This window comes from Mycobacterium sp. E735 (assembly GCF_001666955.1).
Lineage (GTDB): Bacteria > Actinomycetota > Actinomycetes > Mycobacteriales > Mycobacteriaceae > Mycobacterium.
This window is the reverse complement of record NZ_LZIX01000168.1, coordinates 1-22,392: the sequence shown is the minus strand read 5'-3', so window position 1 is coordinate 22,392 and position 22,392 is coordinate 1. Positions and strand designations below refer to the sequence as shown.

Sequence of the window (22,392 nt, the reverse complement as noted above, 5' to 3'; positions counted from 1 at the left end):
GCGCGCGTCAGCGGCCGAGTAACCGGGCCAGCGGCGTCAGCGGGTGCACGCCGCCGGCGCGGTTGAGAACCGGCTCCAGTAAACGCATTTGCCGCATGATGCGGCGGTGGAACAGCCGAATGAGCTCGGTGTCCATGTTGTCGGGCGCCTGCAGCACGAATGCCTCCAGCGCCGCATCGCCTGCGCGCCAGTCGGCGTATCGGGAGCCGAGCAGGCGTTCGACGTCGTCGAGGTTTTCGGATTCGATCGCGGGGCCGTGCCGGCAGACGCCGGCGACGTAGCGCGCGGTTTGCGCCGTTTGACGCCGGCGAAAGCGCTCAATCTCGGTCTCGGCCGCTAGCTCCTCGATGATGGGTGCCAACGCGTCGATAAGGCCGCTCTGGCGGACATCTGTCGCATGCGGGAGTCGGTAATCGCCGAGGGCGATGCCCTCGACCGCGGCCATGGCTTCGACTGCGTTGAGCGAGCATTGCTGAAACCACTCCTCATATTGCAGCAAGTCGCTCATCGGAAAAGGGTTGTGCAAGACCATCACCAACGAGAGAGGCGTGGTGAGCGAGAACTGCGCGGTGTGGAACTCGACCACCGGCAGGTCCAGTTCCACGCCGGAAACCTCCTCATAGCGCCGGAACGCGCGCTCGAGGTCGCCGAAGGGCTCGGAGATGTCGCGCAGGCGCAGTCCTGCGAGGTCGTGGGCGGTGTCGCCGAGGTAGGCCAGTTCGACGTCGAGCAGTCCGGTCACACGACCGTCGGCGAACATGAACTGTCCGGGATCGCCGAGGACGAAGCGAGGGTCGAACCGGTGCGCGGGAACGTGGCGGCGGATCCAGCCGATGCCGAATTCCAGAAACGGCTCCGGGCGCTTCTTGGTAGACCGATACCTCGCGACGGACGCTTCGAAGCTCGACAACGCATGCTGCTGAGGGCTTTCGGGCAACTTGAGCCCGGCGGTGGAGAACTCACCCGGATCCAGCCGATGGATCCGCGCAAGGATTTCCATGTATTCATCGATGACCGAGTTGCGTTCTGCTGCACTCGGCGAGGTTGACAGATTGGTGGCGCCGGGGAGGCGATCCATCACGATGGCCGGTGGTGCCTCAATCCGACCGTGAATGCGTGGGACTGGAATCCCTTGCTTCTCCAGGGCTTCAAGGATGTCCGCCTCTCGATGGGTGGACAACGAGAACTCCATGCCCTCGCGGTTGCCCCGCACATACAGCGGCATGATCGTGCCGTCGCGTTCGACGTCGGCGAACCAGGCCGGACGCCAACGTGGTTGGCGCTCGAAGGCCCGCACGGGCCCCAGGTGACTCTCGAGCCAGCTTCGTACCGCCTGATCGGGTGTCATGTCGTCGGGGAGGTCAGAAACCCATTTTCAGCGCGGCACCGGCGTCGATGAACATCTGCAGTCCGGTGACGTATCGCGATTCGTCAGAGGCGAGGTAGACCACGGCGTGCGAGATGTCCTCGGGCTGCACCCAGGGCACCGGCATCGCCTGGAGCATCGGGTAGATCACGAAGGCATCGTCGTGTGTCGGAGCCTCCAGGTCGGGCCGGAACGTTTTGTACATCATCGGGTTGTTCATCATCGCGGTGTTCACGTTCGTCGGGTGCACGGCGTTGACGCGTATCTCGCGCGCCGCCAGCGTCATCGCCATCGATTTGACCCAGTCGCGGACGAACTTCTTGGCCAGGCCGTAGCCGAGCCCGCCGGGGCCCGAGTTGCCGCCACCGTTGAACATGTCGTGTTGGGAGACCAGTCCGGCGATCGAGCCCGTGGCGATGATCGACGCACCGGTGTCCAGATGGTCGAACGCGGCGTTGACGGTGTTGACAACGCCGAGAAAGTTCACGTCGAGCACGTCGCGGAACGCCGGATACCCTTTGTGCTCTCCGTGCGGGCAGATGCCGGCGTTGGCGACGACGACGTGCAGCCCGCCCAGTTGGGCAACGCCGTCGTCGATCGCCTTCTTCAGGGCCGCCCGATCCCGCACATCGGCCACCGCGGTGACCACCCGCCGGCCGGCCTTCTCCACCAGCTTCGCCGTCTCGTCGAGGTCGCTCTTGCGTGCCATCGGGTAGTCGTTGGTCGCGATGTCGTCGCAGATGTCAACGGCGATGATGTCGGCACCCTCGTCGGCGAGATGGACTGCGTGACTGCGTCCTTGGCCGCGCGCCGCACCCGTGACGACCGCAACTTTGCCGCTGACTCGATTCATCTGCTTACTCCGTTGGTTGGATCTTAAGAGGGCTGTCGATCACGCGATGGTCCCGCTGTCCTTGAGGGCGATGATGTCGTCCCAGTCCTTGCCCAGTTCGAGCAATAGCGCCTCGGTATGTTCGGCGAACTCCGGTGTCGGGCCGAGAGTAAACGGTGTCTGATCGAAAAGCACGGGGCTCGATACCAACTCGAGGGCACCGCCGCTGCCTTGGACGGGCGCGATGACACCGTTTGCCCTCACCTGCTCGTCAGCCACAACATCCATCGTGTTCTGTACGGGCGCCCACTGCCCTTCGAAACCGGCCAGCGCTTTGCGCCAGTGCTCGAGGGTTTTGCTTCCGAGCACCTCGCGCAGGATCGCAGTTGCCTGCGCCGCGTTGCGGGTTAGCAGCTCATGGCTGGCAAAGCGTTCGTCGGTGGCAAGCTCGGGGAGTCCGACCCGCGAACAGAAGTCCGCCCAATGGCGGAAACCTTGCATCATCGACAATCCCATGTACCGCCCGTCGCCGGTGCGGTAGAAGCCCACCAGCGGATTGTGGGGGGCGACGTTGGCGCCGGCGGGGTTTGCCTGCCACGGCTCTCCGGAGATCAGCGCGGCGTTGACTGCCACCCCCATCGCCCACACCCCCACTCCGAGGAGCGACACATCCACCACCTTGGCCTCACCGGTCCGATCACGAGCGAACAGCGCCGCCGCGATTCCGCCGGCAATTGTCATGCCGCCCAGAGAATCTCCGTACGCCGGGCCGGGTTGTGCGACGACGCCGCCCATATCGGGCGGGGTGACGCTTGCCGCGCTACCGCCCCGGCTCCAGAAGCCCGTCATGTCGTAGCCACCGATGCCGGCCTCGTCGCCGAGCGTTCCGTATGCGCTGCCCCGCACATAGACGATGTCGGGATTCGCCGTCCGCAAGTCATCGACGTCGATCCGCAGTTTGGCACGGGCGTCGGGCAAGAAGTTGGTCAGGAACACGTCGCTTGTGCGCGCAATGTCCATCAGCAATTCATGGCCGGCCGGTGTCGAGATGTCCAGGGCGATAGATCGTTTGCCGCGGTTCGCGTGCTCCATGACGGGGTTGCGGTCGCCGGCGATCTGCACGTTGCCGAGCTGACGTAGGCCCCGCTGGGCATCGCCGGTGCGCGGATGTTCGATTTTGAGTACGTCGGCGCCCCAGTCCGCCAGCACCGCGCCGGCGGCCGGAACGAACGTCCACTGGGCGACCTCGAGGACGCGTACGCCTGCCATGGGTCCGCTCATGGGCACGCCCCTCAGCGGTAGTCGAGCACAACAGGCAGGTGGTCGTGCGTGTGCACCAGCGTCGACACGCGGGGCACTCGGTCGCCGACCACGTGAATCCCCTTGGCGCGCCGCGCCACTTCCTCCAGCAGCAGACGAGCTTCGCGTCGAGCCAGGGCGGCGCCCATGCAGAAGTGCTCGCCGACCCCGAAGCCGAGGTGATTGGCGGCGTCCTGGCGGTGGATGTCGAATTGTTCGGCGGTCGGGCCCCAGTGCTCCTGGTCGCGGTTCGCGGACGCATAGGCGAGCAGCACCCCGTCGCCTTCCTTGACCTCCGCACCGCGCAGACGAACGTCGCGGGCCGCCTGCCGGGCCATGCTCATCACCGGCGTCCAGTAACGCAGCACCTCCTCGACGGCGTTGCCGCTCAGGCCGGGTTCGGCGAACAACACCGCCGATTGGTCGGGATGCGTGTCGAGGCAATCGGCGATTCCCGCGATCAGGCTCTGCGTGGTCTCACTGCCGGCGGCGAGCAAGGTGAGCGCGTAGATCATCACCTGCATGTCGTCGAAGGGCTCCCCGTCAACGGTCACCTGGGAGAGCATCGTGAGCAGATCGTCCTGAGGATGCTCCTTGCGTTCGGCGACGAGGCCCATCAGATAGGGCCCGATGTGTTCGAAGATGAACGCGTAGTCCTCGTCGCTCGCGGCCCCACCACCGACGTTGGCGATGGTGGTCGCCCAGCCCGCGACCTTCGGCCAGTCTTCCTCGGGCACTCCCAGCAGGTAGGCGAACACATACACGGGGATGGGCTCGGCGACCCGTTGAATCCAGTCGAATTCACCGTTCGGCAGGTCGTCGAGCACATCGTTGACGACCTGGCGTACCCGGGCCTCCATCTTGGCGACCGCGGCCGGCGTGAACCGCACGCCGACGGCCTTGCGGTGCACTCGGTGCACCGGCGGATCCATGAACATGATGCCGCGGTTGCCGTACCCCTGAGGGTCGCGGCCCTCCCGGTGCGCGATCAGATCCATCATGATCCCAATGCGCTCCGACTTGAACCTCTCGGGTCGAGCCGAGATACCCTTGATGTCTTCGTACTTGGTGATGACCCAGAACTGGCCCTCCTCGTACCAATGCACGGGATCGTGTTCGCGCAGCTGCGCGAATGTGGCGTTCGGGTCGCCGAGGTAGAACGCCGGCTCGTCGAAGCGGGCCGCTGTGATCGTCACCATAAGACTGAACAATAGAACATCAACTGTTAATCTGCGAGTGGCCGTCCCGCCGGCCTGGCTGCGGCGCGGCATTGGCAGAAGAACAAAATCTGTTTTATTGTTGCATGGTGAGCGTCGGGTTGTCCCACCTTCGGGTATGCGACCTGGGCGGTCAACTGGCGGGCGCCGGGGCGACGAAGATCCTGGCCGCCTTCGGTGCCGAGGTCATTCGCGTCGAAGACCCCGCAACGCGCGGGATGTGGGACGCGCTGCGCGGCGTCGGCCCGTTCGTCGACGAGCGCCGGGGCGTGAATCTGGGTGCCGGCTTCAACAACCACAACGTGGGCAAGCTCGGAGTGACCATCAACCTGCGTGCCGACGCCGGCAAGCAGCTGTTGCGTGAGCTGATCGCCCTGTCCGACATCGTCTGCGAGAATTTCGCCGCCGGCGTGCTGGACAGGATGGGTTTCGGCTACGACGAGCTGCGCCGGATCAAGCCGGACATCATCTACGTCTCCAACTGCGGCTTCGGACATAGCGGCCCCTACCGCGATTTCAAGACCTGGGGTCCCATCGTTCAGGCGCTGAGCGGGCTCACCTTCACCGCCGGGTTGCCCGACCGTGAGCCCGCGGGATGGGGCTACTCGTACATGGACCACGTCGCCGCCTACTACATGACGGTCGCGATCCTGGCGGCCCTGCATCAGCGCGAACGCACCGGCGAGGGTCAACACATCGACTTGGCCACGGTGCCTGCGGGCATCGCGATGCTGCCCACCGAGGTGCTGGATTGGACGGTCAACGAGCGGCCCGCGCGCCGGCCGGGGTTCCCGGACGGTAACCACGCCGACTTCGGTGAGATGGCCCCGCATGGGATCTACCCGTGCCTGGGCGAGGACCGGTGGGTCGCCATCGCCTGCCGCGACGACCGGGACGTCGCCCTGCTGTCCAAAGTCGTCGACGAACCGCGATTGACAGAGGACCGATTCGCCACCCTGGAGCAGCGGTTGCTCGGCGCCGACGCACTCGACGCACTTGTCAGCGCCTGCACCCGGACCCGCGAAGCCTCCTCGCTGGCAGCCGAACTCACCGCGGCCGGGGTGCCGGCGAGCGTCGTCAAGTCGCCCCGCGAACGAATCGACGAAGACCCGGACCTGGCCGAGTGGGGGCTCTTCCCGACCGTGACGCACCCCGAGATCGGGACGGTGCGCGTCGAAGGGGTTCCCCTGCGCATGTCGGCCTCGCCGTGGAGCATTTCGCGGGCCGCGCCGTGTCTGGGCGAACACAACCGAGACGTGCTGGGCGGGCTGCTCGGGCGCAGTGATCAGGAGCTGGACGACTTGACGAAGCGGGGTGTGATGTGAACGCGCTGAGCGGGATTCGCGTCGTCGAGATCAGCGGCCAGTTCACCCCCGTCGGGGGAAGGTTGCTCGCCGAACTCGGCGCGGAGGTCGTCGTGGTCGAACCTCCCGCGGGATCTTCACATCGGTCACGACCGCCGTTCGCGCACGACAACATCGGGTCGGATACCAGCCTGCGCTGGTGGAGCGGCAACGTAGGCAAGAGGTCGGTGACCGTCGATCTCGACACCGCGGAGGGTGCCAACGCACTGGGGCGCCTGATCGCTGGCGCCGACATCGTGATCTCCGGGTCCGGCCCCGTCGGCGATGCCCGGCACCCGTCCCTGATCTGGGTGGCGGTCACCCCATTCGGCCTCGACAGCATGCGGGCCGACCAACCCGTCACCGACCTCACCATGCTCGCCGGCGGGGGTCCGGTCTGGAACTGCGGCTACGACGATCACTCCCTGCCGCCGGTCCGTGGCGCCGGCGAGCAGTCGGCCAACCTCGCCGGCCTGTATTGCGCGATCGGAGCGCTGGTGGCCCTTGCGCACCGGGACCAGACCGGCCAGGGTCAGCTCGTCGACGTCAGCGTCAATGCGGCCTGCAACGTCAGTTCGGAGCAGACGACGTACCACTGGCTGGTCAACAACGAGACGTGCGTCCGCCAGACCGGCCGTCACGCGTACTTCACGCGGAGCCAACCGACGCAGGTCCGGTGCGCGGACGGCGCCTACGCCACCACCGGCGTGCTACCCCGCAAGCCGACCGAATTCGCGAACCTGCTGACCTGGCTCGCGGACCTTGGCCTGACCGACGAGCTTCCCGAGGCGGTGTTCCTGGAAATGGCCGCCTCTCGCGACGAGCCGGTCGACATCGCGATGATCGGTGCCGACGACGAGACCACCGCGATACTTATGGCGGCCCGCGACGCGATCACCTTGATTGCTTCCCGGATGCCGGCGAATGAGTACTTCCTGGAGAGCCAGCGACGCGGATTCCCCGCCGGAGCGGTGCTGTCACCCGACGAGGCCTTCGAGGACGAACACATCGCCGCCCGCGGGTTTCACGTGCCGGTCCACCACCCGGAACTGCGGGAGACGTTCCGCTATCCGGGCACGCCATACCTTTTCAGCGCCACTCTTGCGGGCGGGCCCGTACGGCCACCCTTGCTCGGGGAACACAACGCGCTGCTCGACGAACTTGCCGACGACACCGCATGACCCCCGGTGACCGCCTCACCCATATCGGGCTGTGCGTCAGCGATCTCGAAAGATCCGTCCGATTCTATTGCACGGCAATGGGATTCGACGAAAGCGGCCGCCTGACGGTCGACGGGCCCGAGACGGCACGGCTGCTGGGCGTGCCCGGGCTGGTGCTGGACTTGGTCTACCTGCAACGCGACGGATTTCGCCTCGAGTTGCTCGGCTACCCGGTACCGGGCGTGCGCGAGAAGCGCCGGCCCCGCCGGATGAACGCGGTGGGCTTCACGCACCTGTCTTTCCGCGTCGACGACGCGGACGCGGTCGTCGCGCGTATCGAGCGCCTGGGTGGCCAAGCCCGACCGGAACGAACGGTCACATTCGACGGCGGCAACCGGGGACTGATGGCGACTGACCCCGACGGCAACTGGATCGAGTTGATCGAGCGCACGCCGCCGAGCGACTGAGCAGTTAGTCACTCAACGTCCGATTGTTCATTGCGATGATAGAGTCAGGGCTGTGCCAGCGACCAGCGAGTTGATGTATTCGCCGTTCTCCAAGGCGATCTTCGACGATCCGTACCCGGTGTACCGGAGATTGCGCGACGAGGCGCCGGTCTACCGGGATCCCGAAAACCGCTGGTGGGTCCTGTCCAGGTTCGACGACGTGTCGCAGGCTCTGCGGGATTGGGAGACGTTCTCGTCCAAGCGCGGTCCGGCACCGGAGAACCCGGACAACGACGGACGGAAGTACTCGGTGATCTCGATGGACCCGCCTCGCCACGACCGCATTCGCGGGGTCCTCAAAGGGTTCTTCACGCCAAAAGCGGTCGCCGCCATGGAGTCTGCCCTGCGGGCGGTGGTCCACACGCACCTTGGCCGGCTGCAACCGGGTACCACCGTCGACGCGATGGAGGCGTTCGCGTTCTCGGTGCCCACGGACGTGATCGGTGATCTGCTCGGCGTGCCGCACAGCGACCGCGCGCAGCTGCGCGTCTGGTGGGAGGCCTTCCTCACCCGGGAGGAAGGGCAGGTCGCGATGCCGGCCAAAGCCATCGAGGCCAACCGCCTGATCAGCCAGTACATCGGTGACCTGATCGAGCGGCGCCGCACCGACCCGGGTGACGACCTGATCAGCGTCGTGCTGCAAGCCACGTTCGACGACCCCGAGGCCGGCGGCCAGCGCGCCCTGACCCCGCACGAGGTGCTCATGTTCTGCAATCTCCTGTCTGCCGCCGGCTCGGAAACCACGCAGAAGCTGATCTCCAACGGCCTCGTCGCGCTCGCCGAGCACCCCGAGGAGTGGCAGCGCATCGTGAAGGACCGCAGCGTCATTCCCGCCGCGGTGAACGAGGCGCTGCGCTACGACACGCCGAGCCACTGGGTGGCTCGCACCTTGACCAGGCCCGTCGAGCGACACGGCGTCACCATGGACGCCGGCGACTGGGTGCTGCTGCTCCTGGGCAGCGCCAACCGCGACGAACGGCGCTACCACGATCCCGACCGTTTCATCATCGACAGGCCGCGCGGCACCGACGTGTATTTCGGGTGGGGAATCCACATCTGTCTCGGGCAATGGTTGGCTCGCCGCGAGGCGCAGCTGGTGTTCGAGTACATCGCCGACAGGTTTCCCGACTACGCCATCGGGGCTCGGGAACGCGTGCTTACCGCGACGGTGCGCGGATACACCAGCGTGGAGATGACCCTGCGCTGACCATGGAGATCGCCTTTACCGACGAGCAGCAACTGCTCCGCGACACCGCCGCGCAGCTGGGGGCGAGCGTGGGGGTTTCCAGCGCGGACGAAATCCCGACCGGCGAGGCGCTCGACGCCCAGTGGCGCCGCCTGGTGGATCTCGGTGTGCCGACGTTGCGTTCACCGCGCCTGTGCGGGCTCGAGGCGAGCGGCGTCGAAACCGTCGTCGTGATCGAAGAACTCGCCAGAACCCTCAGCGCCGTTCCGGTGGTGGGCCAGGCGGTGCTGGCCACCGAGCTCTTGGAGGCGGCCGGAGCCGAGAAGGAACTGGAGCTCGTCGCGGAAGGCGGCCTTCGGCTGGCGCCGGTGCTCGGCCCCGACTTGATGGGTTTCGGCTCGGCTCACCGACCTGGGGTGGCATTCGACGCCGCGGGCGCCACCCACGGACTACTGACCGCCCGCACCGACGGACAACGTCGGCTGGTGTGCGCACCACTGTGCGGCGCCGACCCGCGCGGACTGGACCTGACCCGTGAATTCCATTGTTTGCCAGCCGATTCGGTCGCTTCGGCGGTGGTGACCGGCGAGGCCATCGAAGACGAACGGTGGCAGCGGGTCGAGTCCTTGGCGATGACCGCCGTCGCCGCCGACCTGGTCGGCATCATGCAGGGTGCCCTGGACGACGCGGTCCGCTATGCGGGCGAGCGGGCTCAATTCGGGGTCAAGATCGGCTCGTTTCAGGCCGTGGGTCATCTGCTCGCCGATGCCCTGGTGCAAGTCGAAGGCGCCCGGAGTTGCCTCTGGCACGCCGCGTGGGCGATCGACCACTCGCCGGCCGACGAGGCGCGGCTGGCGGCGATGACGGCCAAGGCATACGCCTCGGCCGCGGGCCGGGAGGTGGTGGAAACCACGGTGCAGGTCTTTGGTGGCATCGCGATCACCTGGGAGCACGTTTCACACCTGCGGCTGCGTCGGGCGCTGTTGGACCGGCGGTTGTTCGGCGACGAGACGGTGCACTACGAGGCCATCGCCGCGCTGCGGCTGGCGAACCGGGAACTCGCCTAGCCATGGACTTCAACGACAGCGCACCCGAAGCGCAGTTCCGCGCCGAGCTCAGGCAGTGGCTGTCCGAGCACGCCGCCGACGCCGCGATTCCCGACGACCCGGCGGCGCGGGCTGACGCGCAAAATGCCTGGCACCAAACGCTTTACGAAGCCGGCTACATCGGGTTGTCCTTTCCCGTCGAGTATGGGGGGCATGGCAAGGCGCCGGTCTACGAGGCGATCCTCAACGACGAGCTCGGGCGGGCCGGCGCCGCGCCCATCGAGGGCGTCGGTCACCTCAGCAACGCGTTACGCCTGTTCGGAACCGACGAGCAGCGCGACACGCTGCTGCCCGGGCTATTGTCGGGCCGGGTGCGCTGGTGTCAAGGGTTCTCCGAACCCGAGGCCGGATCCGACCTCGCCGGCCTCAAGACCCGGGCCGATTGCCTCGACGCAGGCGGGCGTGAGATGTTTCGCGTCAACGGCCGCAAGATCTGGACGAGCTTCGGTGCGGTTGCCGACTGGTGCTTCCTGCTGTGCCGCACCGAGCCGGACGCACCGAAGCACGCCGGCATTTCCGTGTTGCTGGTGCCGATGTCGACGCCCGGCATCGAAGTGCGGCCCATCGTGAACGCCGCGCGCAACCGCGAGTTCACCGAGATCACGTTCGACAACGTCGATGTACCCGCGGGCAACCTGCTCGGCGGGCGCGGGGAGGGCTGGTCCATTGCCAACCAGCTGCTCGCCTACGAGCGCGGTCCCAGCGACATCAACTGGATCGGCCGGCTCAAGACGCAGCTACGTCGCCTCGAGGACGACGTTCGCGTCGGCTGGCTCGAAGACTCGCCGTCGGCTCGGGCCCGGCTCGGGCAGGCCTACGTGGAGCTGCGGGCACTGCAGATCAAGGTCATGAGATCGCTCACGGAGCGCCAGAACGGCCGGCTTCCCGGGCCCGAGGGTTCGGTGGACAAGTTGCTCATGACACGTGCCGACCAGTTCTTCGCCCACGCCATGATGGACCTTTCGGCCAGCGGCCCGCTGCTCACCGAAGGCCTGGAATGGGATATCTACGTGTGGTCGCGCGCCGCGGGCATCTACGGCGGAACTGCCCAGGTCCAGCGCAACATCGTCGCCCAGCGGGTGCTGGGCTTGCCGCGCGCCTGAGTGGAGCGGGGTCAGCCCTGTGGGTCCCGCGTCAGGTGCTTGTAGGCCTCCTGGAGCCCGTTGAGTCGTCGCATCAGGGTCGCGTCCTGATCATCCGACGCGCCGAGTTTGGCAGCGACCTCGGCGATCTCGGCGGCGAGCCGTTCGGCCGCCTCACCTTTGGTGAGCAGGTCCTGGTCGGCCCAATCGTCGTGCGGGATGCGCGACTGTGGGCTATCGGATGTTGTCATGGTCCTCCTTGATGCGCCCTGTTCGTTTGGGCTCCGGCCACCATCGGCGCTATAGTCAAATAGTCAGAATCTGTTCACTTGTACCGTATCGCACGACTTCGAGAGACGACTCCCACAATGCCGCTGCAACCTTCGATGAAGCTCCTGTCCGTCGATGATCACCTGATCGAGCCACCGCAGGTCTGGGCGGACCGACTGCCGAAGAAATTCCTCGACGCCGGTCCCCGCATCGTCGATTTCCCGCGCGACGGGGCTCCGCCGGTGCAGCAGTGGGTCTACGAGGGCAGGGCCTATCCGAACATCGGGCTGAATGCCGTCGCCGGCAAGTCGCCGGAGGAGTTCGGTGTCGACCCAATCCGCTACGCGGACATGATCCCCGGGTGCTACGACCCGAAAGCCCGACTGGCGGACATGGACATCGACGGCGTGCACGCCATGCTGTGCTTTCCGTCCTTCCCGCGCTTCTGTGGCACCGTCTTCCTGGAGGGCGAGGACAAGGAACTCGCCCAGTTGTCCGTCCAGGCGTGGAACGACTTCTCGCTCGACGAATGGTGCGCCACCGACCCCGCCCGCTTCATCCCGATGGCGATCACACCGCTGTGGGACGCGGCCCTGATCGTCGCCGAGATCGAGCGGGTGGCGGCCAAGGGCGCACGGGCGATCGGGCTGCCGGACAACCCGACCAACTTGAAGCTGCCCAGCTACCACACCGCGTACTGGGAGCCGGTGTGGTCGGCGCTCGAAGAGACGAACCTGACCGCGGTGATGCATTTCGGCAGCGGCGGGTTCCCGCCCCAGACCGCACCGGAGGCACCTTTCGCGGTGATGATCACCTTGATGGGCACAACGTCCATGGCCGCGGCGACCGAGCTCATCTTCTCGCCGGTGTTTCACAAGCACCCGAACCTCAAAGTCGCGTTCTCCGAAGGCGGCGTCGGCTGGATGCCGTACCTCGTCGAACGCGCGGACTACGTCTGGCGCAAGCACAAGTTCTACCAGAACATCCACCCCACGGTGGCGCCGTCGGAGCTGTTCCGGCGCAACATCTCCGGATGTTTCATCGAGGACGAAGTCGGCATGTCGATGCGCCACCAGATTGGGATCGACAACATCACCTGGGAATGCGACTATCCGCACTCCGACTCCTTCTGGCCCAAGAGCCGCGCGCGCGCCGAGGAGATGCTCGCCGACGTGCCCGACGAGGAGGCCGCCAAGATTGTCGAACTCAACACGCGGCGCTGGTACGCCTTCCCCGAGGGCGGCTTCAAGTCCTGCACCGCGGATGCCGGGTGGCGCCCCAACGGCGGCAACCCGCCGGAGTACGACTACGACGAGGTCATGGCCGGCCACGGCGGCATCGGATTCGACGCATTCATAGACAAGATGGAAGAGCAGAAGTCTCACAAGGTCTGACGCGCACGGAGCTTCAATCGACCGGGACGGCGATGTCGGTCGAATTCGCCCGTCCGCGTAGCACTTTCGAGTCGACGACCCGCCATCGGTGCGACTCCTCCTGATCGGCCATGTCCAGCGCCACGGCGGACGCGGCGACGCCCACCGACAGCTTGGCGACGTCGGTGAGCCGCGCCGCCTCGTTGACCGGGTCGCCGATCACCGTGTACTCATAGCGGCCGGGGTGGCCGACGTTGCCGGCCACCGCCATGCCGGCCGAGACGCCGATGCCGGCCCTGATCGGCGCGCCGGGCGGATTCAAAATCCTGTTGAGTTCGCGGGCCGTCGCCAGCGCATGCGCGGCGCGGTCATCGTCGTCGAGGGGGGCGCCGAAGATCGCCAGCGCGGCGTCCCCTTCGAACTTGTTGACGAAGCCCCGATTCGCTTCGACCGCGTTCACGACCATCGTGAAGAAGTCGTTTAGCGTCGCCAGCAACTCGGGCGGCTCCAGTGTGGTGGCCAGTCGCGTCGAGCCGACCAGATCCACGAACAACACCGCCACTTCGCGGTTGACACCGCCCATCTCGATCTGGTCACCGGCGGCGGCGAGTTGCTCGGCCAGACGGGCCACATCCTGGCCGACGTGGCGGCCGAACAGGTCGCGCAGCCGTTCTCGTTCCCGCAGTCCGGTCGCCATGGTGTTGAAGCCCGCCTGTAACAGACCGAGCTCGGAGGCGTCGAAAACGGCAACGGACACGTCGAATTCGCCGCGCTGCACGCGTTGCATGCCGTGCCTGACCTCGTCGATGGGATCGGCGATCGTTGACGCGTTGAATGCGGCGACCACCAGGCCACAGGCCATGGCGCAACCCACGAGGACGAGTACGACCAGCGCAAGCCGATGAGCGGAGTACTCGACGAACAGGGCGCTCGCGGCGACGAGCATGACCATCAGCGTCGGTACTCCCGTTCCGATCACCCAGGCGCTCACCGCTCGCAGCCGAAGACCCGGCCCCCGTGGCCGTGACGGCGGGTCTTCGGTGAGCAGCCTGGCCGCCGTCGGCCGCAGCGCAAACCTGCACATCCAATAGGACAGCGCGGTTGTCACGACGGCACCGAGCAGGATCGAAACTCCCAGGGTTGCGGCCAGCCAGGGGGTGCGAAAATTCGTGAGTACGAATATGACGGCGGCCGCCGACCATACCGTTCCGTGGATCACGGCCATTCTCATCGGGATGGCCAGGACGACGCGGCGCGCGGTGGCATCGTTGGCCCCCGCGGGCAGGCCCAGCAAGGTGTACCCGCATATCGCGGCCAGCGGCAGGGCGGTGCCCGAATAGCAGACGCCGGCAACGATGTTGACCAACATCACGTGGTGTTCGCGGAGCGCCGCACCCGTCGGCAGGGCCCACGCGGTCAATGCCGCGATCAGGACCGAGCCAGTGACGGTCGGGACGATCGCCCCCGATATCACGAGCGATTTGCCGGCGGGAGCGAACGGCGAACGCAGCCGGCGCCGGACGGGCTTCACGGCGACTGCCGGGCGGCGGTCGACTTTCCCCGCCAGCTCTCGACACTGACGAGTCGTCCCGATGATGCCAACGTCATGAACACGGTGCCGCCGTCGGGGCTCAGCGCGACGTTTGTGGTCATCGGATCGTCGGCGGGAATCGCGCCCAACAGCTCGCCGGTCGGGGAGATCACGGTGACACCGCCGGTCCCGAGGGTCGCGACGAGGATTCTGCCGGCGGCGTCGACACAAAGCCCGTCCGCCCCTCCGACATTCAGTGGGCCCCCGCTGGGCACCGTTGCCAGACCGCGCGCCCGGGTCACCATTCCGGGGCCGTCGAGCGCGAATTCCCAGACCCGGCGCGTTCGCGTCTCGGCCACGTAGAGCAACGCCCCGTCCGGGGACAGGGCCACGCCGTTGGGCATCTCGAGTGGGTAGACGATCTCGCGAAGCCCACCGTCGACGGTGCCGTAGAGCAGGCCGGTCATGCCGCGGTTGCGGCCTCGCGTGACTCCGCCGTCGGTGACGTAGAAGCCGCCATCGCCGTCGACGCAGATGTCGCTGGGCCGCATCAGCGGCAGCGTGCCGCCTGAAAGCGCGGTGAATTCGGTGCACAGGGTGCTGACCCGACCGCTGGCTTCGATCAGCTGCAGCGCGGGAGTGACTGGGTGGTCGGGCGCCCCCACCGGCCGGAAAAGTGTTGCACAGCCGACGAAATCGTAGGGCCACGGCCCGAGTCCGAAGGTGGAGCCGCCGTTCTGGCAGACCACCAGCCGACCGTCCGGAAGCCGGGCCACCCCGTTGGGGCCACCGCCGGTCTCGGCGACCGTCTCGGTGACACCGTCGGGGCGGACGCGGGTGATCCTGCCGGCCGCCATCTCCGACACCACGACGGAGCCGTCGTCGTAGACGACCGGGCCTTCGGGGAAGGAGAGCCCCTCGGCTAGGCAACGGCCGGAGCTCACGGCCGCGTTTCCCCGTCGGCCTTGCTCTGCCACCAAGCCGTGAAGACCGGGTCGCTCAGCGGCAGGTCGCCGACGCCGGTCTGGTTTCGTGGCCAGGCTGCGGCTCCTTGTGTCAGGGGCGACGGCCGGCGGCTGACGCCGTAGCACAGGTGATGCCTTCGGTGCAGGAAAAGCCAACGCCCGCAGTGCCGCTCGTAGCGGTCCTCGTACTTGATGAGCTGTTCGACAAACCCCTCGGCGTCGGTCTGGGCGAAACACTGGGCCCAGACCTGCCCGCGGGCGCGGTCCGCTGTGTCCAGCTCGACGAGGTGGTTAGCGACGAGGATGACCGCGAATACGCTCCCGTCGACGCTGGCCGACATCAGCCGGCGCAGCGCCTCGGGGCCCTCTCCGTGCTCGCCGAACCGGGCGTGCGGGACGAACAATTCGGCCATCGCATCGACGTCCCGCGTTTCGATCGCGGCGGCGTAACGGAAGGGCAGTTGACGAATTTCCTCCTTCGCCAACAGGTCCCGAATTTCGGTGTCGTGCATCGGGGCTAGGGCACCGGGGTCGAGGGGCCGAGTACGTAGCGCCCCGATTGCGGATGGTGATACCAGCCGCCGGCCGCCGATGTCCCGCCGTCGACGTGCAGCGTCTGCCCGGTCACGTAGGCGCTGAGGTCACTGGCGAGGAAGATTGCGGCGCCGGCCATTTCGTCGACGTGGCCCGCGCGGCCCATCGGCACCATGAGTTTGGCGTTTTCGACGCCGTTGGGCGCCATCTTCTGCAGGCTCTCGGTGAGCGTGAAGTCGGGCGCGAGCCCGTTGACGCGGATGTTGTGCGGTGCCAATTCAAGCGCGGCGGTCTTGGTGAAGTTGACCACGCCCGCTTTGGCCGCGGCGTAGGCGGCAAACCCGGGCGCGGCGCGGACCGCCTCGATGGTGCTGATGTTGATGACGCTGCCGCCCTGTCCCGCCTCGACCAAGGCCCGCGCTACGCGTTGCGTACAGAGCAGCACCTGCGTCAGATTGATCCGGATCAGGGCATCCCAGCCGTTGGGCGAGGTGTCCAGCAGGCCCGACCAGAAGACCCCGCCGGCATTGTTCACCAGGATGGTCGGAACCCCCAGCGCGTCGACGGTCGTGGCCAGCGCCGCGTCGACCTGTTCGGCGTCGCGCACGTCGGTGACGCACGCGAGGCCGCCGACCCGCGCGGCCACCTCCGTGGCACTCGGATGGTCCTTCTCCCAGATGGCCACCCGTGCGCCGAATTCGGTGAGGGCCTCGGCGATGGCGCTTCCGATCCCACCGCCCCCGCCCGTGACGACGGCGACCCGGCCGTCCAGCGATGCGGCGTTTCGGTGCAGCGTCATGAGCGTCTCTCAGCGCCCACGAAAGTCCGGGTCGCGTCGCTCGGTGAAAGCCGCCATGCCCTCGGCGACGTCGTCGGTCGCGGCGACCTGCTCCACCAACAGCGCCTCGGTGCGAAACGCGGCATCGCGGTCGACGTCGAATGCCTGATTCAGCATCGCCTTGGCCGCCGCCAGCGCACGGGTGGGCCCGCTGGCGAGCCGTTGGGCCCAGGCGGCCGTCTCGGCTTCCAGGTCATCGGCACCGACGACCTTATTGACCAGGCCGATCCTCTCGGCTTCCGCGGCGGAGAGCTCCTCGCCGAAAAGCAGCAGCTGCTTTGCGACGTTGAACGGAACCTTGCGCGCCAGCAGATAGGCGGCACCCCCGTCCGGTGCGAGCCCGCGCCGCGCGAAAAGCTCGATGATGCGAGCACTTTCGGCGGCCACGATGAGGTCGCACGCCAGCACCATGCTGGCGCCCACCCCTGCGGCGGTCCCGTTGAGCGCACACAACACCGGCTTTTCGCAGTCCAGCAACGCCGTCACCACCGCCTGAGACCCGGTACGCAGAATGCGGGCGGCGTCGCCCGCAATGCGGTCCTTCTTGGGCTGCATTCCCGGGTCCCGAAGATTCGGTCCCGTGCAGAAATGCTTGTCACCGCGGCCGGTGAGCACCACCGCCCTGACGCCCGCGTCGTCGGACGCGGAGCGCAGGTTTTCGATGAGGGCCTGCTGCACCGCCCGCGTCACCGAATTGCCGGCCTCGGGGCGGTCCAAGACCAACCAGAGCACCGCGCCTTCGGTGCGGACGGCGAGGTCGGGTGTCACAGCCGCATCGGCACGCTGGCGGGGCCGCGCACGGAATTGGTGTGCACGTACGTCACGGCATCACGGTCGACGTCCCAGGTCGGGAAACGCTTCAACGTCTCTTCCAGCGCCACCCGGGCCTCGAGGCGGGCCAGCGCCGCGCCCAGGCAGAAGTGTGAACCATGGCCAAAGCTGATGTGCCGGATTCCCGTGCGCTCGACGTCGAGGACGTCGGGGTTCTCGTATTGGCGTTCGTCGCGGCCCGCCGACCCGGTCAGCAGGGCAACGCGCGAGCCCGCCGGGATGAGCGTGCCGTTGTAAGTGACGTCGCGTTTCGTGTAGCGGCCCTGTACCGGCGAGGGGGCGTCGTAGCGCAGCAGTTCCTCGACGGCGTTGCCGATCAGGTCGGGCCGGTCGACCAACTTGGCCCGCTGGTCGGGGTATCTCGCCAGTGTCAGCGCGGCCCACCCCAGCAAGCGGGCAACGGTCTCGTTGCCGGCGACGTTGATCATCGCGATGAACATCAACACTTCGCCATCGTCCAGGCGGCGGGTCTCGCGGCCCGCCTGGACCAGGTCGGAGCTCATCAGGTTGCCGACGATGTCGTCGGTCGGTGCGGCCCGCCGTCGCTGAATCTGATCGGCGTAGTAGCCCAGCAGTTTCACGTTGGCCTGCTGGCCCTCCTCATTCAGCTCGGTCGTGCCCTCGTCGCGATGCAGCTGGGCATCCGACCACTCGCGCAGGTTGTCGTGGTCTTCCTCGGGGAAACCCAGCAGCGAGCTGATCACCATCACCGGGAGCTTCATCGAGAAGTCGCGCACGTAGTCAAAGCCGTCGGTGCCGACGAACGCATCCAGGTAGGCGCAGCACAGCGAGCGGACCCGGTCCTCGAGCTGGGCGACTTGAGTGCGGAAGAAGGTGCGATTGACCATCTTTCGCAGTGCGGTGTGGTCGGGTGGATCCATCATGATCATCGCCCGGGGCGGCGGCCAAGGCTCGTCGGTGATCGCGTCGAGGGTGATCCCGTGCGACGAGGAAAACGTCTCGGTATCCAGCGACGCTTCCATCACGTCGGCGAACCGGCTCAAAGCGTAGAAGCCGTACTGGTCGTTGTAGTAAGTTGGCGCTTCGTCGCGCAGCCGTTTCCAGACCCCATACGGATTCTCGTGCAACGCGCGGTCGAACGGATCCCAACGTAACTCGATCGTCGTCATCGGCACCGTCCCTTCCCAAAGAACACTAATACATTATCTGTATAGTTGCACCATGCTGACGGCGTGGTGATCGTCTGCCCGGTGTTGAGGAGGACGAACGATGGAAACGCGAGAACTCGAGCACGTGATCTACCAGAAAGATGGCCCGATCGCGCGGATCATCCTCAACAACCCGGACGCCGCCAACGCCCAGAGCTCGGAAATGGTCCACAGCGTCAACGAGGCGCTTGACGATGCGCAGTACGACTATGACATCAAGGTCGTCATCATCAAGGCCAACGGCAAGGGGTTCTGCTCCGGTCACATCCCCACCGGTGCGTACCCCGAATTCATGGCCGAACTGCAAGCGTCCGGCAAGGTGTGGCGTTCGGCCGCGCAGTTGTTTTTATGGCCGGTGCTGAAGTTGTGGGAATTCCCCAAGCCGGTGATCGCCCAGGTGCATGGGTATGCGATCGGCGGAGGTACCACCTGGGCGCTGATCCCCGAGATCACGGTGTGTTCCGAGGACGCGTGGTTTCAGATGCCCCTGGTGCCGGGGTTCGGCCTGCCGGGCGCCGAGACCATGTTCGAGCCGTGGGTCTTCATGAACTACAAGCGGGCCGCCGAATACCTCTACACCGCCCAGCGATTGAGCGCGGCGGAAGCGCTCGAGTTCGGTCTCGTAAACCGGGTGGTCCCGGCCGACAAGCTTGAGGCCACCGTGGAGGAACTGGCCACCCAAATCGCCAAGGCGCCGCTCATCACGTTGCAGGCCGTCAAATCCGGCGTCATCCGCGCGTGGGAGACGATGGGGTTCCGCACCCACCAGCAGGCCACCAACGACCTGCAGGCGATGGTGACCGGCAGCAAGGAATTCCAGGAATTCATGGCGGAGCTGATGAAGAAGGGCTCCAAACCGACCGAGCGCATCTAGCCATGCCGTGCAAGCCCCTCATCCAATTCGGCGGTGACGAGAACACCGAGGCACTGCGGACTTCGATCCGCGAGTGGCTGGCGGACAACCTCGCCGACGAGTTCCGCCGCACCGCGGCCAATCCCGACTACCTGCCGCGCGACGCCCACGAACGTGCGGTCTCGTTCTGCAGAAAGTTGCACGAGCAGGGCTGGTTCGTGCCGCACTGGCCCGCCGAGTACGAGGGCGGCGGACGCGGGATCGTCGAACAGGTGGTCATCCGCGAGGAACTCGCTTATGCGGGCGCACCGCTGGTGAACACCAACGGAGTCAACATGCTGGCACCGGTGCTGTTCAAATACGGCACGCCCGAGCAGAAGGCCGAGCACCTGCCGGCGATCGCCCGATCGGAACGCATGTGGGCACAAGGCTATTCGGAACCTGACGCCGGCTCGGATCTGGCGTCGCTGCGGATGACGGCCCGGCGAGACGGCGACGAGTACGTCCTCGACGGACAGAAGACGTGGACCAGCAACGGCGTGCTCGCCGATTGGATCTTCGTCCTGGCGCGCACCTCGCCCATCGAGGACAAGCGCCAGGCCGGAATCTCGTTCTTCCTCGTCGACCTGGAAAGTCCGGGAATCACGCGCCGGCCGATCCGGTCCATGACCGGGTATCCGACCTTCGCCGAGGAGTTCTTCGATGGTGTGCGTGTGCCCGCCGCCAACCTCGTCGGAGCCGAGGGGCAGGGCTGGACGGTCGGGAAGGCGCTGCTTGACGCCGAACGGTCGAACGTCACCAGGGCGGCCCAGGCGCAACGCTACCTCGATGAGCTCATCGACTGGTGCCACGCGCAGAAGGGCTCGGCGCACGACCCCCTGTCCGATCCGGCCAACCGCATCGCGTTGGCCCGCGCCGTCGAACGCGTCGAGGTGGGCCGCGCCCTGTCGTATCGCGTAGCGCACCTGCAGGCGGCCGGCGCCCTGGATCCCGCGCTTCCGTCGTTGTCGAAGCTGTATCACTCCGAACTGACCGCCGAACTGCGCGCACTCGGGGCCCAGATCCTGGGTCCGGCAGGCGAACTCATGCCGGACGATCCCGACGCGGTGCTCGACGGGCACTTCTCCGAAGGCCTCTTGCTGTCCTTGCTCCACACGATCGGCGGCGGCACCAGCGAGATCCAGCGCGATCTGATCTCGACTGTTGGCCTCGGGATGCCGCGCTGACGTCAGGCGTACCCGGCCCGGCCCTTGGCGGCCGCCGAACGTTGTTGCGCCACGGTCGCCATCGCCAGCTCGAGCGGATGGAAGGCGGCGAGCTGGGCGGCCTCGGCGGAATTGATCAGCCGCTTCGTCATCTCCACCGCCCCCGCATCGGCTCGGGAGATTTCGTCGGCGATGGACAGGGCGCGGCTGACGGCGGATCCGGGTTCGACGATCTCGGTCACCAGCCCGAGCTGCTCCGCCTCGCCGGCCGGCAATCGTGTTCCTCGCAGCAGCAACGACGCAGCGCGGTTGCGGCCCAGCTGCTGCGTTAAGCGCCAGGCCAATCCGCCGTCGGGCACCACCGCACGCGCGACGAACGGGGCGGCAAAAAATGCGTCGGAAGCGCACACGACGAGGTCGCACGCCAGCGCCAAGCTCCAGCCGAGGCCGACGGCCGCACCCTCGACTGCTGCGATCGTCGGTATCGGCACAGCTTTGAGTTGTTCCATTACGCGTTGGGCGTGCTCGACGCGGCCGGCAGGGCCCAATGGACCGTCGCCGCGTGCCGGCCCCGTCTTCAAATCCCCACCGGCGCAGAAGAAGTCTCCGGCGCCGGCTAAGACCAACGCGCGGTCGCCGTACGCAACCACTCCGCCGAGCGCGATCGACAGCTCGGTCCAGGTTTCGTAACAGAGGGCGTTGCGCCGGCGTGGCCGATTGAGGAAGAGGACGGCGATGCCGCCATGGTCCTCGCGGCGAATGAGCGGATCGCTGTCCGTCACTGTCGGCCGAGGAACTTGTCGATGGCGGCCCGGTGTTCGGGCGTGGTGAAACACTCGGTCTCCGCGGAGATCCCGTATTCGAGGATGCCGGTGATCGCGCGCTGGGCGTGCAGGTTCAGCGTTCGTTTGGTGTCCTGCACCGCCCTCGGTGGTAACGCGGCCAGGCGGTGGGCGATCGACAGCCCCTCCTGCTTGATCTCCGCGTGCGACACGACGCGGTTGGCCAGGCCCAACTCGACGGCCTTGTCGGCCTTGATGCGTTCGCCGAGCATCAGGTATTCCTTGGCCTTCAGCAGGCTCATCAACAGTGGCCACAGCACCGACCCACCGTCACCGGCGACCAGGCCGCTCGCGACGTGAGTGTCGGCGAAGAACGCGCGGTCGGACATCAGGACGATGTCACACAACACCGCGATGCTGCACCCGAAGCCGACCGCGGGCCCGTTGACGGCCGCGACCACAGGCAGCGGAAAGTCGATCATGTCCCGCACGATGCGGCGGGCGTCGCGCATCCCGGCGCGGCGTGTCACCGGGTTGTTGACGTGGGTTTCCAGCCACTCCACCAGGTTTCCGCCGGCGGAGAAGTAGTCGCCCGTGCCGGTGATCAGCACAGCCCGCGCGTCGGCATCTTCGGCCAGCGTCGCCCACAGTCTCGAGAATGCCGTGTGCATTCTGTTGTTGACCGCGTTGGCGTCGTCGGGGTTGTTCAGCGTCACGATCCGGACGGGACCGTCGGCGGCAACGAGGATCTCGTCGCACCCGGTCAGTTCCGACGTGCCCTGCGGTAACTCGGTCATGGGCGGTCAGCCGTCCTCGTGCGGCGCCAGCCACGCCGGTCGTCGGGTCTGGACAAACGCGTCTCGATCGCGGCTGACCGCCCAAGCCGGAGATCGCTTCTGCAGGAACGCCGTGAAGGCCTCGATCTGTTCGGCGGTTCCGATCGA

At 66.8% G+C, this 22,392-nt stretch carries 22 protein-coding genes; 9 read left to right on the top strand and 13 right to left on the bottom strand.

Annotated features, from left to right (window positions below; translation table 11 throughout):
• Positions 1 to 7 precede the first annotated feature (7 nt).
• From A5704_RS13210 to A5704_RS13195, 4 genes are all read right to left on the bottom strand, one after another.
• Positions 8 to 1,297 carry a phosphotransferase family protein gene (locus A5704_RS13210; RefSeq protein WP_231969094.1) on the bottom strand — a complete coding sequence of 430 codons (1,290 nt, stop codon included), beginning with the start codon at positions 1,295 to 1,297 and terminating at the stop codon, positions 8 to 10.
• Positions 1,298 to 1,361: 64 nt separating this feature from the next.
• A complete protein-coding gene (locus tag A5704_RS13205; RefSeq protein ID WP_067889322.1) occupies positions 1,362 to 2,219 on the bottom strand; it encodes a mycofactocin-coupled SDR family oxidoreductase in 858 nt (285 codons plus the stop codon).
• A gap of 39 nt (positions 2,220 to 2,258) precedes the next feature.
• Positions 2,259 to 3,479, bottom strand: a complete 1,221-nt coding sequence (locus tag A5704_RS13200; RefSeq protein WP_067755144.1) for a CaiB/BaiF CoA-transferase family protein — start codon at positions 3,477 to 3,479, stop codon at positions 2,259 to 2,261.
• An 11-nt stretch (positions 3,480 to 3,490) separates the two neighbouring features.
• Complete coding sequence (locus A5704_RS13195; protein WP_231969092.1) at positions 3,491 to 4,693, bottom strand: cytochrome P450; 1,203 nt, start codon at positions 4,691 to 4,693, stop codon at positions 3,491 to 3,493.
• A gap of 110 nt (positions 4,694 to 4,803) precedes the next feature.
• Between A5704_RS13195 and A5704_RS13190 the strand changes: the two genes are divergently transcribed.
• Genes A5704_RS13190 through A5704_RS13165 form a run of 6 tightly spaced genes read left to right on the top strand, consistent with a single transcriptional unit; the run spans position 4,804 to position 11,118 of the window.
• A complete protein-coding gene (locus A5704_RS13190; RefSeq protein WP_082954859.1) occupies positions 4,804 to 6,039 on the top strand; it encodes a CaiB/BaiF CoA-transferase family protein in 1,236 nt (411 codons plus the stop codon).
• The gene (locus A5704_RS13185; RefSeq protein WP_067889315.1) at positions 6,036 to 7,238 is read left to right on the top strand and encodes a CoA transferase; all 1,203 of its coding nucleotides are present in this window, start codon (positions 6,036 to 6,038) and stop codon (positions 7,236 to 7,238) included. The genes A5704_RS13190 and A5704_RS13185 overlap by 4 nt, the downstream gene beginning before the upstream one ends.
• Entirely contained in the window at positions 7,235 to 7,684 is a 450-nt protein-coding gene (locus A5704_RS13180) for a VOC family protein (RefSeq protein ID WP_067784316.1), read from the top strand. Before A5704_RS13185 ends, A5704_RS13180 begins: the two co-directional genes overlap by 4 nt.
• Before the next feature lie 52 nt (positions 7,685 to 7,736).
• Entirely contained in the window at positions 7,737 to 8,930 is a 1,194-nt protein-coding gene (locus A5704_RS13175) for a cytochrome P450 (RefSeq protein WP_082954855.1), read from the top strand.
• A gap of 2 nt (positions 8,931 to 8,932) precedes the next feature.
• Positions 8,933 to 9,976, top strand: coding sequence for an acyl-CoA dehydrogenase family protein (locus tag A5704_RS13170; RefSeq protein WP_067755129.1), 1,044 nt, complete (start codon positions 8,933 to 8,935; stop codon positions 9,974 to 9,976).
• 2 nt (positions 9,977 to 9,978) lie between these two features.
• Complete coding sequence (locus A5704_RS13165) at positions 9,979 to 11,118, top strand: acyl-CoA dehydrogenase family protein (protein ID WP_067889312.1); 1,140 nt, start codon at positions 9,979 to 9,981, stop codon at positions 11,116 to 11,118.
• Positions 11,119 to 11,129: 11 nt separating this feature from the next.
• On the opposite strand, the gene A5704_RS13160 is transcribed toward A5704_RS13165, so the two are convergent.
• The gene (locus tag A5704_RS13160) at positions 11,130 to 11,348 is read right to left on the bottom strand and encodes a hypothetical protein (RefSeq protein ID WP_067755123.1); all 219 of its coding nucleotides are present in this window, start codon (positions 11,346 to 11,348) and stop codon (positions 11,130 to 11,132) included.
• Between the two features lie 117 nt (positions 11,349 to 11,465).
• Here A5704_RS13160 and A5704_RS13155 point away from each other — a divergent pair, with 117 nt between their 5' ends.
• Positions 11,466 to 12,761 (top strand): amidohydrolase family protein, encoded by a 1,296-nt coding sequence (locus A5704_RS13155; RefSeq protein WP_067755120.1) that lies wholly within the window; start codon positions 11,466 to 11,468, stop codon positions 12,759 to 12,761.
• A gap of 13 nt (positions 12,762 to 12,774) precedes the next feature.
• Here A5704_RS13155 and A5704_RS13150 read toward each other — a convergent pair whose 3' ends face one another.
• Genes A5704_RS13150 through A5704_RS13125 form a run of 6 tightly spaced genes read right to left on the bottom strand, consistent with a single transcriptional unit; the run spans position 12,775 to position 18,569 of the window.
• Entirely contained in the window at positions 12,775 to 14,271 is a 1,497-nt protein-coding gene (locus A5704_RS13150) for an adenylate/guanylate cyclase domain-containing protein (protein WP_082954854.1), read from the bottom strand.
• A complete protein-coding gene (locus tag A5704_RS13145; RefSeq protein ID WP_067755117.1) occupies positions 14,268 to 15,215 on the bottom strand; it encodes an SMP-30/gluconolactonase/LRE family protein in 948 nt (315 codons plus the stop codon). The genes A5704_RS13150 and A5704_RS13145 overlap by 4 nt, the downstream gene beginning before the upstream one ends.
• On the bottom strand, positions 15,212 to 15,748 hold the full coding sequence (locus A5704_RS13140) for a nuclear transport factor 2 family protein (protein ID WP_067755114.1): 537 nt from the start codon (positions 15,746 to 15,748) through the stop codon (positions 15,212 to 15,214). The genes A5704_RS13145 and A5704_RS13140 overlap by 4 nt, the downstream gene beginning before the upstream one ends.
• A 5-nt stretch (positions 15,749 to 15,753) precedes the next feature.
• Complete coding sequence (locus tag A5704_RS13135) at positions 15,754 to 16,569, bottom strand: SDR family NAD(P)-dependent oxidoreductase (RefSeq protein ID WP_067755111.1); 816 nt, start codon at positions 16,567 to 16,569, stop codon at positions 15,754 to 15,756.
• A 9-nt stretch (positions 16,570 to 16,578) separates the two neighbouring features.
• Complete coding sequence (locus tag A5704_RS13130) at positions 16,579 to 17,376, bottom strand: enoyl-CoA hydratase/isomerase family protein (RefSeq protein WP_067755108.1); 798 nt, start codon at positions 17,374 to 17,376, stop codon at positions 16,579 to 16,581.
• On the bottom strand, positions 17,373 to 18,569 hold the full coding sequence (locus A5704_RS13125) for a cytochrome P450 (RefSeq protein WP_067755105.1): 1,197 nt from the start codon (positions 18,567 to 18,569) through the stop codon (positions 17,373 to 17,375). The genes A5704_RS13130 and A5704_RS13125 overlap by 4 nt, the downstream gene beginning before the upstream one ends.
• Positions 18,570 to 18,669: 100 nt before the next feature.
• On the opposite strand from A5704_RS13125, the gene A5704_RS13120 reads away from it, so the two are divergent.
• Positions 18,670 to 19,482, top strand: a complete 813-nt coding sequence (locus A5704_RS13120; protein ID WP_067755102.1) for an enoyl-CoA hydratase/isomerase family protein — start codon at positions 18,670 to 18,672, stop codon at positions 19,480 to 19,482.
• Positions 19,483 to 19,484: 2 nt separating this feature from the next.
• Positions 19,485 to 20,687 (top strand): acyl-CoA dehydrogenase family protein, encoded by a 1,203-nt coding sequence (locus A5704_RS13115; protein ID WP_067889309.1) that lies wholly within the window; start codon positions 19,485 to 19,487, stop codon positions 20,685 to 20,687.
• Positions 20,688 to 20,689: 2 nt separating this feature from the next.
• Here the strand turns inward: A5704_RS13115 and A5704_RS13110 are convergent, their stop codons facing one another.
• On the bottom strand, positions 20,690 to 21,448 hold the full coding sequence (locus A5704_RS13110; protein ID WP_067755096.1) for an enoyl-CoA hydratase/isomerase family protein: 759 nt from the start codon (positions 21,446 to 21,448) through the stop codon (positions 20,690 to 20,692).
• Positions 21,445 to 22,245 carry an enoyl-CoA hydratase/isomerase family protein gene (locus A5704_RS13105; RefSeq protein ID WP_067755093.1) on the bottom strand — a complete coding sequence of 267 codons (801 nt, stop codon included), beginning with the start codon at positions 22,243 to 22,245 and terminating at the stop codon, positions 21,445 to 21,447. Before A5704_RS13105 ends, A5704_RS13110 begins: the two co-directional genes overlap by 4 nt.
• Positions 22,246 to 22,392 lie beyond the last annotated feature (147 nt).